Genomic DNA, 13,621 nt, shown 5'->3' on the forward strand with positions numbered 1-13,621 from the left:
GTTTTGATCTATATTACCTGTTTATCTTGCACTTTTTTCTCCCTCGCGCCATCTAAACCTATGCCACGCAATATGTGATTGATTTTTCAGCAAGCCCTAAACTACAGTAATTAACTCGAATTATTTAACAACACATAACATTACGCATAATTTCGTAAGGTGGGGATTGCTCGCCCTACAATTTGTATTAGATGCAATAGAAAACTGCGATCGAACTGGACGCTTCTCTCAAGTTGGAAGTACATCCGAGACATCTTCCTGCGTCAGTATCCTCGGTAACAGGGAATGTTTCGCTTACAATACACTTGTAGCATCTCACGAAAAAGAGCGATCGCACTATGGGAATGACCATCACCGAAAAAATCTTGGCCAAAGCATCGGGCCGCACCAAAGTCGAGCCCGGAGACAACATCTGGGTAGAAACAGACGTATTGATGACCCACGATGTCTGCGGGCCGGGCACCATTGGCGTATTCAAAAAGGAATTCGGCGATAATGCTAAAGTCTGGAATCCCGACAAAATCGTCTTAATTCCCGACCACTACATTTTCACTAACGATGAACGCGCTAACCGCAACGTCGATATTCTCCGCGATTTTGCCGCAGAACAAGGGATAAAATACTTTTACGACATCACGGATCGATCGAACTTCAAAGCTAACCCCGACTATAAAGGAGTTTGCCACATCGCCCTCGCCCAAGAAGGCCACACGCGCCCGGGCGAAGTGCTTTTCGGTACAGATTCCCACACTTGCAATGCCGGTGCTTTCGGACAATTTGCCACCGGTATCGGCAATACCGACGCGGCTTTTATCATGGGAACCGGCAAATTGCTGATTAAAGTGCCGGCGACGATGCGGTTTGTGCTCAACGGCGAATTGCCAGATTATTTGTTAGCAAAAGATTTGATTTTACAAATTATAGGCGATATCAGCGTTGCCGGTGCTAACTATCGATCGATGGAATTTGCGGGCGATACAGTGGAACGTTTGACGATGGAAGAACGGATGACGCTGTGCAATATGGTGATTGAAGCTGGTGGCAAAAATGGCACGGTGGCTGCGGACAAAACCACGTTTGATTACGTTAATCCTCGCACTAATGTGCCGTTTGAGGCATTTTACAGCGATGAGGGCGCTCAGTTTTATAGCGATCGCACCTACGATGTCAGTAAATTAGAACCAGTCGTCGCCAAACCGCACTCCCCCGACAACCGCGACTTGGCCCGCAATTGCAGCGATGTCAAGATCGATCGAGTTTACATCGGTTCCTGCACGGGCGGCAAAACCTCCGACTTTTTGAGTGCCGCCCGCATTCTCAAAGGAAATCAAGTCAAAGTTCCGACGTATTTAGTACCGGCAACTCAGAAAGTTTACGAAGATTTATTTGTCACCAAATACGACGGTCAAACGCTTTCGGAAATCTTCTTAGCAGCCGGCTGCATCGAACCAGCCGCACCTTCTTGCGCCGCTTGTTTGGGCGGGCCAAAAGATACTTTCGGGCGGATGAACGAACCGGAAATTTGCGTGTCTACAACTAACCGCAACTTCCCCGGCCGGATGGGGAACAAAGAAGCACAAGTTTATCTAGCTTCGCCTTACACGGCGGCGGCTTCGGCGCTGACTGGACACGTCACAGATCCGCGCGAATTCCTGCGTTAGAAAGTAGTTTGTGTGTGGTGTGCCACAACCCCAGAAGGTGCTTGTGGTATACCCTACGGGATGAATTTAAGCCTGTTGGCGCGGATGTTTTAGCTGTAAGTGCGATCGGCTTGCACAGCAACAATCAGTAAAATCGCGATCGCAAACTTAGGCAATAACCCAAGTAAATTATTCTGAATTGAATAACTACTAGATGCACAATTTATACAAAAAATCTAAGTGTTGACAATTAAATCGCACAATTGATACAAAAAATCAGCTAAGTGTTGACATTCTTTGCATAAGGTAGTAAATTTGAGCAGACTTTATTGATTTCAAATTCCGCAATCTCAGTTAAATCTATACAATTTCTAGAAATTAGAGTTAGACATTGCTAAAGGTTTCTATTAGTATGATTGCGCTGGTGGAAACAATTTGTAACTCTAACTTTTAGACTTGCAGGTTAGTCAGGGTGCATAATTAACCCTAAAACTTTAGAGAGTGTGAGCATGAACAAAAAGATAAAAATTGGAGTTGCTGAAGCTTTAGGCACTTTTGTGCTGGTATTAGGTGGATGCGGCAGTGCAGTTTTAGCTGGAGACAAAATCGGCTTTTTGGGAGTGTCGATCGCCTTTGGCTTGTCCCTCTTAGTCATGGCTTATACGATCGGGCCTATCTCTGGATGCCACATCAATCCAGCGGTAAGCATCGGCTTAGTAGTTGCTAAACTGATCGATGCTGTTTTGCTTCCTTATTATATAGGAGGTCAGATTGTCGGCGGAATTTTAGGCGGTCTTGTTTTGTATCTGATAGCATCAGGAAAACCTGGTTTTGATGCGGCGGCTTCGGGATTTGCGTCTAACGGTTTTGGAGAACATTCTCCCACGGGTTACGGACTTTTGGCAGCAGCTTTGACGGAAATTGTACTGACGGCTTTTCTATTATTTACCATCATGGGTACTACCCATCCCAAATATCCTGTCGGTTTGGGCGGAATTCCGATCGGCTTGATGTTGGTGTTGATTCACTTAGTCGGAATTCCCATCACCAATACTTCCGTCAACCCGGCTAGAAGTATTGGTGTGGCACTCTTTCAAGGAACATGGGCAATCCAACAGTTGTGGGCGTTTATTGTATTCCCGGTGATTGGTGGAATTATCGGTGTTTTGGCTTATAATTTCATTAGACCGACTATGGAAGAAATTTGATCTAGAATTAGAAATAGACTGGGTTTCTTGAAGTTTTTCTGGTGCAGGAGCGATCGGAAAACTTGAGAAACTCGGTTTGTCGATCGCACAACTCGATCGAATCCTAAGTATTCGGTAAAGGGGCGCGATGATTATTATGGTGATGGGAGTCTCCGGTTCGGGTAAAACTACTGTTGGCAAGTTGCTAGCGGAATCTCTCAATTGGGATTTTAGCGATGCCGACGATTTTCACCCGCCAGGAAACATAGAGAAAATGAGTCGGGGCGTTCCTTTAGAAGATGCCGATCGCCTGCCTTGGCTGTTGCACTTGCAAGGTACAATAGACAGGTGGCTGTTGGAAAATAAAAATGTCGTGTTAGCTTGTTCTGGCCTCAAAGCATCTTACCGCGAAATGCTCTTTCGAGACAAGCAGCAAATGAAAATAGTTTATCTCAAAGGTGATTTTGAGCTATTCGCAGCCCGGTTAAAAACTCGCGAAAATCACTACATGAAAGTAGACTTGCTGTCAAGTCAGTTCGCTACTCTCGAAGAACCTGAAAATGCAATTATTATAGATGCTTCGCAGCAGCTAGAGCTAATGGTACGCCAAATTAAAAACGATCTGATTTGCGCTTAATTGCCCACAATCAAACAGGTTTGTAGTGAGAACAGGTTTGTAGTGATGACTTTAGTCCAGGTTTGTAGTGATGACTTTAGTCCAATACAGTTGACTTAAGACTCTTGGGTGCATCTGGCGCAAGGCAAATATATCCGTAGGGGCGAAGCATGACCGCAATCAATATAGAATTATAACTAATAACTTATATGCGGTCATGCTTCGCCCTCTTCACAAACCAGATGTACCCAGACTCTTATACTGGGAGAAATCCCTAAATCTCCCTGATAGTTGGGTGACTTTAAGAGGGTGCATCTCATTTTGGCAAGGGCGAAGCATTTCGGCACATAATTTATGAACCAGAATCAGAGATTTACTGCCGAAATGCTTCGCCCCTACGAGTATATTTTCAAAAATGAGATGCACCCCTTTAAGAGCTTTATTTTTCCCCATTTTTTAAGGGGGGTTAGGGGGATCGATCTTAAGTGAACCGTATTGGACTTTAGTCCTATCTTGTTTGAAGAGGACTCGCATTCCTCACTACGAACCTATAGAGGTTTGGTGTGCTAATTTTTGTTGTACAAATACAAGAAAGCTTCTACTTCAGCCGCAGTTGGTTGCGCTGCAATTGCCCCATGCTTCATCGCCGTCATCGCACCCACGGCACTGGCATAGGTTACAATGTTTTGGGCAATTTCTGGATCTGCTAAATTCTTAATTCCATACTTGCACAACTGCCGCACAAAACCAGCAACAAACCCGTCGCCGGCACCTGTTGTATCCTCAACATCTACTGCAAAAGCGGGGATTTTTCCTTCATTTTGCGAGAGACAATAGCCGCAACCTTTATCGCCCGCCGTCACCAAAACGCCTTCTACAGAATCGAGACGGTAGGTAATAGCTCCAGCGTCGCTAGTTCCAAACAACCATTCGGCTTCGTCGTCAGATAACTTAAGAAAATCTACTTTTTTTAATAGTTGTATGATGGGTGCTTTTGCTTCGTCTGGATTTGGCCAAAACACCGGACGCCAATTGATGTCAAGTATAATTTTAACGTCGTAACGTTCTGCTAGTTCGATCGCTCTGGCGATCGCCTCTCGACTTTCAGGGTAAGCTAATTCTAAAGTGCCGAGCACTAAAAACTCCGCATTTTCAAACAGCGCCTCGGGTATTTGGGCAGCCTGGAAGCGGGTGTCGGCAAAATCCGCAGTATCCATTTTACCAAAACCGGCAAAAGATCGATCGCCCGCTTCATTCCGCAAGACATAAACTTGCCGCGTCGGCGCACTCGGATGGCGTTGCACTCCAGCGATATCAACCCCTGATTCTTGCAATACCTGCACCAGAGACTCCCCCAATTCATCCCCACCTACAGCACCGATAAATCCCACCGCCGTCCCCAATTTAGCTAAAGCACAGGCAACATTAGCAGGAGCACCGCCAGCATATGCCGTCCAAGATTCTACCTCTTCTAGAGATACTCCTGGTTTGTCTGCTAAACAATCAAATAAAATTTCACCCAGACACAAAACGCGAGGATAAGTCATATTGATTTTAGATTTTAGATTTTAGATTTTAGATTTTAGACTAGCACCAGACTGGTCAATAATTATCTCTACCTAGATTCCCAGTAGGGAAAATTGCCAGCTATTTTGTAATAGCTGCTCCTATAATATCAGACTTACTGATAGTGGCAGTTACCCGCTCAACGCACAAGTACAGCGCGGGCGTATCAGTAGTTTGACGTGCCAACATCTGCGGTTTTTTGGGCGCGGATTTCCAGTGCGCGCAGGTAAATCTAGCATCCGCTACCCCACGTGCAAGGCTGGGTTTACACATCTTGCTGCGATTCTGCAAGCGAGTTGGTGATCCCGTGCCCGGGCCAATTTAATTTTCTCTTCATACTAGATCCCTCATCCTCTAGAATTGTATATAGGTAAATATGCACACATAGGAAAAATTTATGAACGGGAGCGTCTCTGGCACCCCTGTCACCCTGTCGGACAGAGAATTGCAAGTGGTAGAGTTAGTAGCGGCGGGATTGACCAATGAGAAAATTGCTGAGAAGTTAGAGATTAGCAAGCGTACTGTTGACAACCACATTAGCAATATCTTGAACAAGACGCCCGCTGACAATCGAGTTTCGCTGGTGCGCTGGGCTTTGCAGTGGGGGAAGGTATGTATGGAGAATATTAACTGCTGCCCTCTACCGGGGCCGATCGATAAAGAAGTATCTTAAATAGGGGTTATGGTTGGGGACAGGCAAAGAAATGATGCAAACGGCACAAGAAAAACAACTCCGCTATCAAATTCAATGCCCGGGATTGCCGCTGGCGGTGTATCGCGAAGTGGCAGCCCATTTGCGTCAAGTTGAAGGGGTGGAAACCGGTTTGATTCCGCAGCAGTCGCAGCGGTTTGATTACAGCGACAGCCAAGTTGGGGGTTTGTGGATACAGTATCCTGATGGGTTCGATTTGGCCTGCCGCGAGCGGGTCGATCGCATTTTGGCTTATTATGGCGATCGCTACGGAGCTTGGGAATTATTAAGTTAGTAGTTATTAGTTATTAGTTATTTGTTATTGGTTATTTGTTATTGGTTGTTTGTCATTCGAGCCAAATAGCAATTAATACGAAGTCACAAATAAAAATCACCAGCTCAAAAATGACGAGTAACAAATAACAAATAACAACCAACAACCAACAACTGACAACTGCCAACTGACAACTGACTAAAAAAATGAGTGCAATTAAAACTTTACCGGGAACGCGGGATATTTTGCCCGCTGAAATTCAATATTGGCAAAATATAGAAGAAGTCGCTAGAAATATCTTAAAAAAAGCGGCTTATCGAGAAATTCGGACGCCAATTTTTGAACAAACATCTTTATTTGAACGCGGCATCGGCGAAGCTACCGATGTTGTGGGCAAAGAAATGTACACTTTTAAAGATAAGGGCGATCGATCGACTACTTTGCGCCCAGAAGGCACCGCCGGAGTAGTGCGAGCTTTTATTGAAAACAGTTTGTACGCGGCTGGTGACGTGCAGCGTCTGTGGTATACTGGGCCGATGTTTCGCTACGAACGCACCCAAGCAGGCAGACAGCGACAGTTCACTCAAATTGGCGTGGAAGTATTGGGGAGTGCAGATCCCCGTGCAGATGTCGAGGTAATTGCGATCGCCTGTGATATCCTGCAAGCGATCGGCTTAAAAAATTTGCGCCTCGATATCAATTCTGTCGGAAATAAGCAAGACAGACAAAATTATCGGCAAGCGTTGATTGATTATTTTACACCGTACAAAGACGAATTAGATGCGGATTCCCAAGATCGCTTGACTCGCAATCCGCTGCGGATTTTGGACAGCAAAAATCAGCGCACTCAAGAAATTGTTGCTGGTGCGCCGAGCATTTTGGAATATTTGGGTGAGGAATCGCGAGATCACTTTGAGCAAGTGCAGCAAATGCTCACAAGTTTAGGAATTAGCTATCAGTTAAATCCGAGATTGGTGCGCGGTTTAGATTACTATACCTACACCGCTTTTGAAATTATCTCCGAGGATTTGGGAGCGCAAGCAACTGTTTGTGGAGGCGGCCGCTACGACGGTTTAGTCAAGGAATTGGGCGGCCCGGATACGGCAGCAGTCGGTTGGGCTATGGGTGTTGAGCGGTTGATTATCCTGCTGCAAAAATTGCAACCTCTGCCCGTTCCGCAGTTGGATTTCTATTTGGTATCCCGGGGCGATAAAGCCGAACAGCAATCGGTATTGTTGGCTCAAAAATTGCGGAGTGCGGGCTTTAGTGTAGAGATAGATTTGAGCGGCAGTGCTTTCGGGAAACAGTTCAAAAGAGCTGACAGAAGTGGTGCAGTTGCGTGTTTGGTTTTGGGGGATGCGGAAGCTGAAAGCGAGACTGTACAATTGAAGTGGTTGGCGAGTGGCGAACAAAGTGCGATCGGGCAATCTGAACTGCTAGCCATGACAGATGAGCTCAAACAGAAGATAAAAGCTGCGTAGGGCGATCGAATCGAAAAGTAAACTCTTAAGGTTCGTAGTAAGGACTTTAGTCCTCAATCTCTGAAGATAAGGACTAAAGTCCTTACTACGAACAATATTAACATTAATCCCCAAAACCAAAAGATATAATTTAACCATTAAAACATTTAACCTCTGATAAACTATGTTTGTAGCAACTAAAAACTCAGCCACAAAGCTCACAATCACCTGGCCGCTACTACCAGAAGATTTCCAACTACCAGATGACCCCGTGGAAGATGAAAGCCAACCATTGTTAGCCGCAGCTTTACGCCAGCCACTAACAGAATTTCCCGAATTAATCCAGGATGCCTTAATAGTTTCCAACTTTGCCCTTTGTGCCGGCATAAGTTTCCCAGAAGCAGCCACCGACGAACAGCGAACTATTTGCAAAGCGCCCGACTGGATGTACATCAAACCCGTAAATCCCAAAAATGTCTCGCAAGTTCGCCGCAGTTACACGCCGCATACAGAAGGGACAATTCCTCAAATCGTGATGGAATTTCTCTCAGAAACCTACGGAGAAGAATACTCTGTAGAATTTACCTCACGGGTGGGAAAATGGTTTTTTTATGAGCAAGTAATCAAAGTACCGAGATACGTCATATTTCGAGCGAAAACAGCTCGTTTAGAAGTTTATGCTTTGGAATCAGAGCACTATAACTTACAAAAAACAGATGAAAACGGGCGTTATTGGATACCCGGATTAGACCTATTTTTAGGTATTTGGGAAGGAACCCACGAAGGGAGAACAGGCTGTTGGCTGAGGTGGTGGAATGCAGCAGGCGAGTTATTGTTGTGGTCGGAAGAACGAACTGAACAAGAACGGCAACGGGCCGATCGCGAAAGTGTCCGCGCCCAAAGACTAGCAGAAAAATTGCGTCAAGCTGGGATCGAGTTAGACGATGAAGAATGAAATTATCAAAATATAGTCGAATTCGACTATATTTTGGTATAATTACTATCTTGTGGTGCCGGCATTCAGCCAGCCCTTGTCCTACTGCGAACTAATATGTTAATCGAACGTCTCAAGCCGATCGCCTGGAAAACCAAACCGCAACTGATATCATTGTTTTCAGGTTGTGGCGGCATGGATTTGCCATTCCACAAAGCCGGATTTGAGGTGGTTTGGGCGATCGACTCCAACAAATACGCCTGCAAAACATTCAGCAGAAATATCGCCAATGTCATCGTCAACGACAGCATAGAAAATATAGACATTACCCAAGTTCCAGATGCAGACATATGTATAGGAGGATTTCCTTGTCAAGACTTTTCCATGATTTGGAAACGTCCAGGACTGGAAGGAACCAGAGGCAATTTATACACATACTTTCTAGATTTTGTTAATAAAAAACAGCCAAAAGCTTTTGTAGCAGAAAATGTCAAAGGCTTATTAAGCGCCAATAATTATCAAGCAATCAAACAAATAATTTCCGACTTTGAAAGTATCGCTCCCGGCTACTTGGTCAAACCAAAACTATACAATTTTGCGGATTACGGAGTCCCCCAATTTCGCCAAAGAGTATTATTAGTTGGCATTCGCATGGATACAGGATTTAACTTTGTACATCCTCAGCCAAAATACGGTGAAAATCGCAATTATCCTTATCGAACTGCCGGCCAAGCACTCAAAAATGTCGAAAAAGTCAAATATAATCAAGAACATCAGAAAATTCAGCCACGAACCATTGAAATTTTGAGTCGCATCAAACCGGGAGGGAATTTTACTGATATTCCCAAAGATAGTCCATACTATGTGAAAGGCATGATCAGCCACGTTTATCGGCGAATTCATCCAGATAAACCCTGTGCTACAATTATTGCTGGTGGTGGTGGCGGTACTTGGGGATATCATTATCCCGAACCCCGTTCATTGACAAATAGGGAAAGAGCAAGGTTGCAAAGTTTTCCCGATGATTTTGTTTTTGAAGGTTCTATTACTGAAGTAAGAAGACAAATTGGCAATGCAGTTCCGCCCGATGGCATAGTTGAAGTTGTGGAATCACTGATTCCCTTATTTCAAGAGGATTATCAGAAAATCGATTTATACAATTTAAATAAAAAATTGCAATTAATGTCAATTAAAGAACGATTAGAACACGCAGAATCAGAGGCTTCTCAACAGCAATTACAATTTACGATTAATGTTTAGTCAAGTGAGGTGACTTAATGTCCATACCTACCATAACTCCAGAAACACCCTATGTGGACATATCATTATCAAGAGTTGATAAACAGCAGCAATCAAATCTCAATACTTTTTTTGGCAAAGGGCGCGCGAATAAATCTGGTAAAGTTATCCCAAGAGATTGGTACGAAGTTGAACTTATTGTGGATTCAAAAACAATAAGCGATCCTATCTATCCAAAAGGTAATTTTCTCGCTCATACAGATGATGGTTTAACATTTGATTGCCAAACTCAAGGAGCAAATCACAAAAACTTTAGATCCAAAGATGATTTAAAAATTTTAGGACGTTGGATTAAAGGCAAGCTAGAAAAAAGTGGTGTCCTGAAACAATTTGAACCTGTTACAAGCCAGACACTTCAAGCCTATGGTAGAGACTATATCCGTCTGTATCAATTATCTGATTCTGAATACTACTTAGAATTTGATGGATCTATTCACCATAAGATGCTGAAAGAACTTCACCTAAAATGGGTTGGAACAGCTCCAGAATTCGATGTTGAATTCGGCGAAAGAATCAATTTGTTTACTGGAGACAATGGTCTTGGTAAAACTTTTTTGCTAGATATTGCTTGGTGGGGGCTAACTGGAAACTGGGTTGATCGACCTGCTTGGCCTCAACAGGTAGAGGGAAAAACACCAGAAATTACTTCTGTGTTGAGCCATGAGAGAGATTCTGAGGAATATCGTAGCCTTTTTAGTTTTTCAAATGAGAAATGGCTGAATCTGCGAGTACCTCCCTTGTTAAGAAGCTTGATTATTTATGTCCGTGTTGATGGTGGATTTTCAGTTTTTGACCCGGTTCGTCAACAGTCCAGTATCTATAACTTTACTTCCGATCATCTTTGGAATGGCTTAAGAACCGATAATAAAGTTCTATGTAATGGTTTAATTCACGATTGGGTCAATTGGCAACGACAGCGAGAAGAGTCTACATTTGAAATATTCTCTTCTATGATTAGAAAACTTTCTTCTCATGAAGATGAATTGATGGAACCTGGGAAGCCCACACGGGTTTCTATAGAAGATACCCGTGATATTCCTACGCTAAATTTTCCTTATGGAAATGTGCCTATTATCTATGCATCAGCAGGAATAAAACGAATTTTAGGACTTGCTTACATACTAATGTGGACGTGGCATGAACATATCGAAGCAGCTAAGTTACGACAGAAAGAACCTATCGATCAAATAGTCTTTTTAATAGACGAGGTTGAAGCTCACTTACATCCAGCTTGGCAACGATCGATTCTTCCTGCGATATTAGAAGTAGTTAAAAGTCTTAAAAATGAAATGCAAGTTCAGTTAATAGCGACCACTCATTCTCCTCTTGTACTTGCCTCAATCGAGCCTGAATTTGATGAGGAACAAGATAAGTTATTTTTGTTTGAGTTACATGGTAAAGATGTAACTCTTAATCAAGTTCCTTGGACAAAACATGGGGATGCTGTGGGGTGGCTAACTTCCGATATTTTTGGATTAAAACAAGCGCGTTCTCGCGAAGCAGAAATAGCGATTGATGCAGCATATACCTTCATGCGAGGAGACAGCATGGAAACTTTTCCTGAATACCTGAGAACTAAAGAGCAAATTCATCAGGAACTCCTGCGAGTTTTACCAGAACACGATCGCTTCTGGCCTCGATGGATTGTCAGCACCGAGGTAGAGTAAAGATGATGCGATTTACTCCGCCACCGGAACCAACGAATTTTGAGGAACAGGTGCGAAAAGCAGGGAATCATTGGTTAGATAAAAATCCCGGTAAAGAACCAAAAGATTTTTGGTCTAGCTTCAAACCTCAATTAGCTAAAGAGTTCCACAATCTTTGTGGTTATTCGGTGATGCACATACCGAGTCGGATGGGTACTGTGGATCATTATTTGAGTAAAAGTAAACCAGAAAACCGCCATTTGATTTATGAATGGAAAAACTATCGCTATGCTTTGCAACGGGTAAATAGCTGCAAAGGAACTTACGATCGACAAATTCTCGATCCGTTTGAAGTAGAAGATAATTGGTTTGAGATTATCCTACCTTCTTGTCAGTTGGTTTTGACTGATGCGGTTCCTGCTGGCGATCGCGATCGAGCAGAATTTACTCTCAAAAAGTTACAGCTTCAGAATAGTGAATGGGTGATTGAACAACGTCAGGAGTGGTATCGGATGTATCGAGAAAATGAACTTAATTTAGAAGGATTAGAAAAGAAAGCACCTTTAATCGCTCGTGCTGTTAAAAAACAGGGTTCTTCCGTATTTATTGTGCTAAATTTTTAATAAAGAGTTCACGACCAAGTTTTGCAGGAATAAAACATGAAAAAGTTGATGAGAAACATATTAAATTTACCTGGCGTGATATTGCCTTTCTCAGTAACAGTGCGGTGATCGTCAGGCATGGGCATAGGGCATAGGACATAGGGGGTATAGAGCATACCTGACTTATTTGAGAAAGGCTATAGTAGAAGATTACAAACAGACAACATCAACATTAATTTTAGCAGTAAAATCACAAACAAAAACAGCAAACTGCGGACTGAAGTCCGCTCCATGAAAGCGGACTGAAGTCCGCACTACGAACTAATCTTACTGCGGGTAATTGATCCCACACGATATAACTCACTGAGTAGAGCGTAAATGCAAAAAACCATAGTACCTTGTAGATACTACGGTTTTTGATGACCTACTGATTGATCTTTCTATGCCAAAACTGGCACGGGTTGCGGCCAACGTTTCATGACTTTACCAATTACAGCCAATTCTTCCATCAACTTGTCGAACTGATCCGGTGTTAACGATTGCGGCCCGTCAGACAAGGCTTTTTTCGGATTCGGGTGCACTTCTATCATCAGCGAATCTGTACCCGAGGCGATCGACGCAAAGGCCATCGAAGGTACAAACTGCGCCCAACCGGTGCCGTGACTGGGGTCAACCATCACCGGTAAGTGAGTCAGAGTCCGCAGCACTGGAACCGCCGACAAATCGAGCGTATTCCGCGTATACTGCCTGTCATAGCCGCGAATACCGCGCTCGCACAAAATCACGTTGGGATTGCCAGCAGCCATGATATACTCGGCAGCCATCAACCATTCTTCAATGGTGGCGGAAATGCCGCGCTTCAGCAAAATTGGTTTGTCTTGAGCTCCGACTTTCTTCAAAAGTGAGAAATTCTGCATATTTCTCGCACCGACTTGAACTACGTCGGCTACTTCTACGATCGCACTTAAGTCGGCCGCATCCATAACTTCGGTAATAATTCCCAAACCGCTAGCTTCCCGCGCCGCCGCCAGCAATCCCAAAGCACTCTCGCCATGTCCTTGGAAAGCGTAGGGAGAGGTTCTCGGTTTGTAGGCTCCACCGCGCAAAAATTGAGCGCCAGCAGCTTTGACGCGCATTGCCGTTTCGACAATCATTTCTTCGTTTTCGACCGAGCAAGGGCCTGCTACGACTGCGATCGGGTGATTTAAGCCAATCGTCACAGTTCCCAAAGGAGTAGCAACTTCTACGGCGCTGGGTTCACCTTGGCGGTATTCCAGAGAAGCGCGTTTGTAGGGTTTTTCGACGCGCAGCACTTCTTCAATCCAGGTGCTCATTTCCCGCAGTTGCATCGGTTCGAGCTCAACGGTGTCGCCGACTAAACCCATGACGGTTTTGTAACGCCCGACGATTTTTTCTGGTGTCAAACCCCAGCTAGTGCGGAGTTCTTCGTCTAGGCGATCGATCTCGGCCGCTGGAGTGCCGGCTTTCATGACAATAATCATATTTTTTTCCCTTGGTCTGTTGCGCTAAGACACGAATTATGACACGGATTTAGTGATAAAAATAGATGGAATTGCGATCGACTGGTTTGTCGTAAGGACTTTTTTGGACTCAGCGCGAGAGACTCAGAAACCGGGTTTCTGCGTAAAATCTCGTGAAAATACGTCAATTGCCATAGAAACCCGGTTACTCGGACTCAGCGCGAG

12 protein-coding genes are annotated in these 13,621 nt (G+C 44.2%); 10 read left to right on the plus strand and 2 right to left on the minus strand.

The features are described 5' to 3' along the window. Positions 1 to 338 precede the first annotated feature (338 nt). The 3 genes from JGK22_RS29830 (at position 339) to JGK22_RS29840 (ending at position 3,464) form a co-directional block, all read left to right on the plus strand. The gene (locus tag JGK22_RS29830; RefSeq protein WP_293203568.1) at positions 339 to 1,661 is read left to right on the plus strand and encodes a 3-isopropylmalate dehydratase large subunit; all 1,323 of its coding nucleotides are present in this window, start codon (positions 339 to 341) and stop codon (positions 1,659 to 1,661) included. A 488-nt stretch (positions 1,662 to 2,149) separates the two neighbouring features. Then, positions 2,150 to 2,848 carry an aquaporin Z gene (gene aqpZ / locus JGK22_RS29835; protein ID WP_293195630.1) on the plus strand — a complete coding sequence of 233 codons (699 nt, stop codon included), beginning with the start codon at positions 2,150 to 2,152 and terminating at the stop codon, positions 2,846 to 2,848. A 127-nt stretch (positions 2,849 to 2,975) separates the two neighbouring features. Further along, positions 2,976 to 3,464: a gluconokinase gene (locus JGK22_RS29840; protein WP_293314348.1), complete on the plus strand. Its 489-nt coding sequence runs from the start codon at positions 2,976 to 2,978 to the stop codon at positions 3,462 to 3,464. A gap of 545 nt (positions 3,465 to 4,009) precedes the next feature. Here the strand turns inward: JGK22_RS29840 and JGK22_RS29845 are convergent. Continuing rightward, entirely contained in the window at positions 4,010 to 4,990 is a 981-nt protein-coding gene (locus JGK22_RS29845) for a carbohydrate kinase (RefSeq protein WP_293174407.1), read from the minus strand. Between the two features lie 416 nt (positions 4,991 to 5,406). Here JGK22_RS29845 and JGK22_RS29850 point away from each other — a divergent pair, with 416 nt between their 5' ends. The 7 genes from JGK22_RS29850 to JGK22_RS29880 all read left to right on the plus strand — a co-directional run bounded on the left by JGK22_RS29850 (position 5,407) and on the right by JGK22_RS29880 (position 11,936). After that, complete coding sequence (locus JGK22_RS29850) at positions 5,407 to 5,682, plus strand: helix-turn-helix transcriptional regulator (RefSeq protein ID WP_293149481.1); 276 nt, start codon at positions 5,407 to 5,409, stop codon at positions 5,680 to 5,682. Positions 5,683 to 5,716: 34 nt separating this feature from the next. Beyond that, entirely contained in the window at positions 5,717 to 5,995 is a 279-nt protein-coding gene (locus tag JGK22_RS29855; protein WP_293193580.1) for a hypothetical protein, read from the plus strand. A 185-nt stretch (positions 5,996 to 6,180) separates the two neighbouring features. Next, positions 6,181 to 7,455 (plus strand): histidine--tRNA ligase, encoded by a 1,275-nt coding sequence (gene hisS, locus JGK22_RS29860; RefSeq protein WP_293203569.1) that lies wholly within the window; start codon positions 6,181 to 6,183, stop codon positions 7,453 to 7,455. Between the two features lie 163 nt (positions 7,456 to 7,618). After that, complete coding sequence (locus JGK22_RS29865) at positions 7,619 to 8,389, plus strand: Uma2 family endonuclease (RefSeq protein ID WP_293208292.1); 771 nt, start codon at positions 7,619 to 7,621, stop codon at positions 8,387 to 8,389. 96 nt (positions 8,390 to 8,485) lie between these two features. Beyond that, positions 8,486 to 9,628 carry a DNA cytosine methyltransferase gene (locus JGK22_RS29870; RefSeq protein ID WP_293208290.1) on the plus strand — a complete coding sequence of 381 codons (1,143 nt, stop codon included), beginning with the start codon at positions 8,486 to 8,488 and terminating at the stop codon, positions 9,626 to 9,628. Between the two features lie 17 nt (positions 9,629 to 9,645). Further along, complete coding sequence (locus tag JGK22_RS29875) at positions 9,646 to 11,334, plus strand: AAA family ATPase (protein ID WP_293208288.1); 1,689 nt, start codon at positions 9,646 to 9,648, stop codon at positions 11,332 to 11,334. Between the two features lie 2 nt (positions 11,335 to 11,336). Then, the gene (locus JGK22_RS29880; RefSeq protein ID WP_293208286.1) at positions 11,337 to 11,936 is read left to right on the plus strand and encodes a hypothetical protein; all 600 of its coding nucleotides are present in this window, start codon (positions 11,337 to 11,339) and stop codon (positions 11,934 to 11,936) included. Between the two features lie 419 nt (positions 11,937 to 12,355). Here the strand turns inward: JGK22_RS29880 and aroF are convergent, their stop codons facing one another. Further along, entirely contained in the window at positions 12,356 to 13,417 is a 1,062-nt protein-coding gene (gene aroF, locus JGK22_RS29885) for a 3-deoxy-7-phosphoheptulonate synthase (RefSeq protein WP_293174394.1), read from the minus strand. Between the last annotated feature and the right edge of the window lie 204 nt (positions 13,418 to 13,621).

The organism is Microcoleus sp. PH2017_08_TRC_O_A (assembly GCF_020738665.1).
Lineage (GTDB): Bacteria > Cyanobacteriota > Cyanobacteriia > Cyanobacteriales > Microcoleaceae > Microcoleus.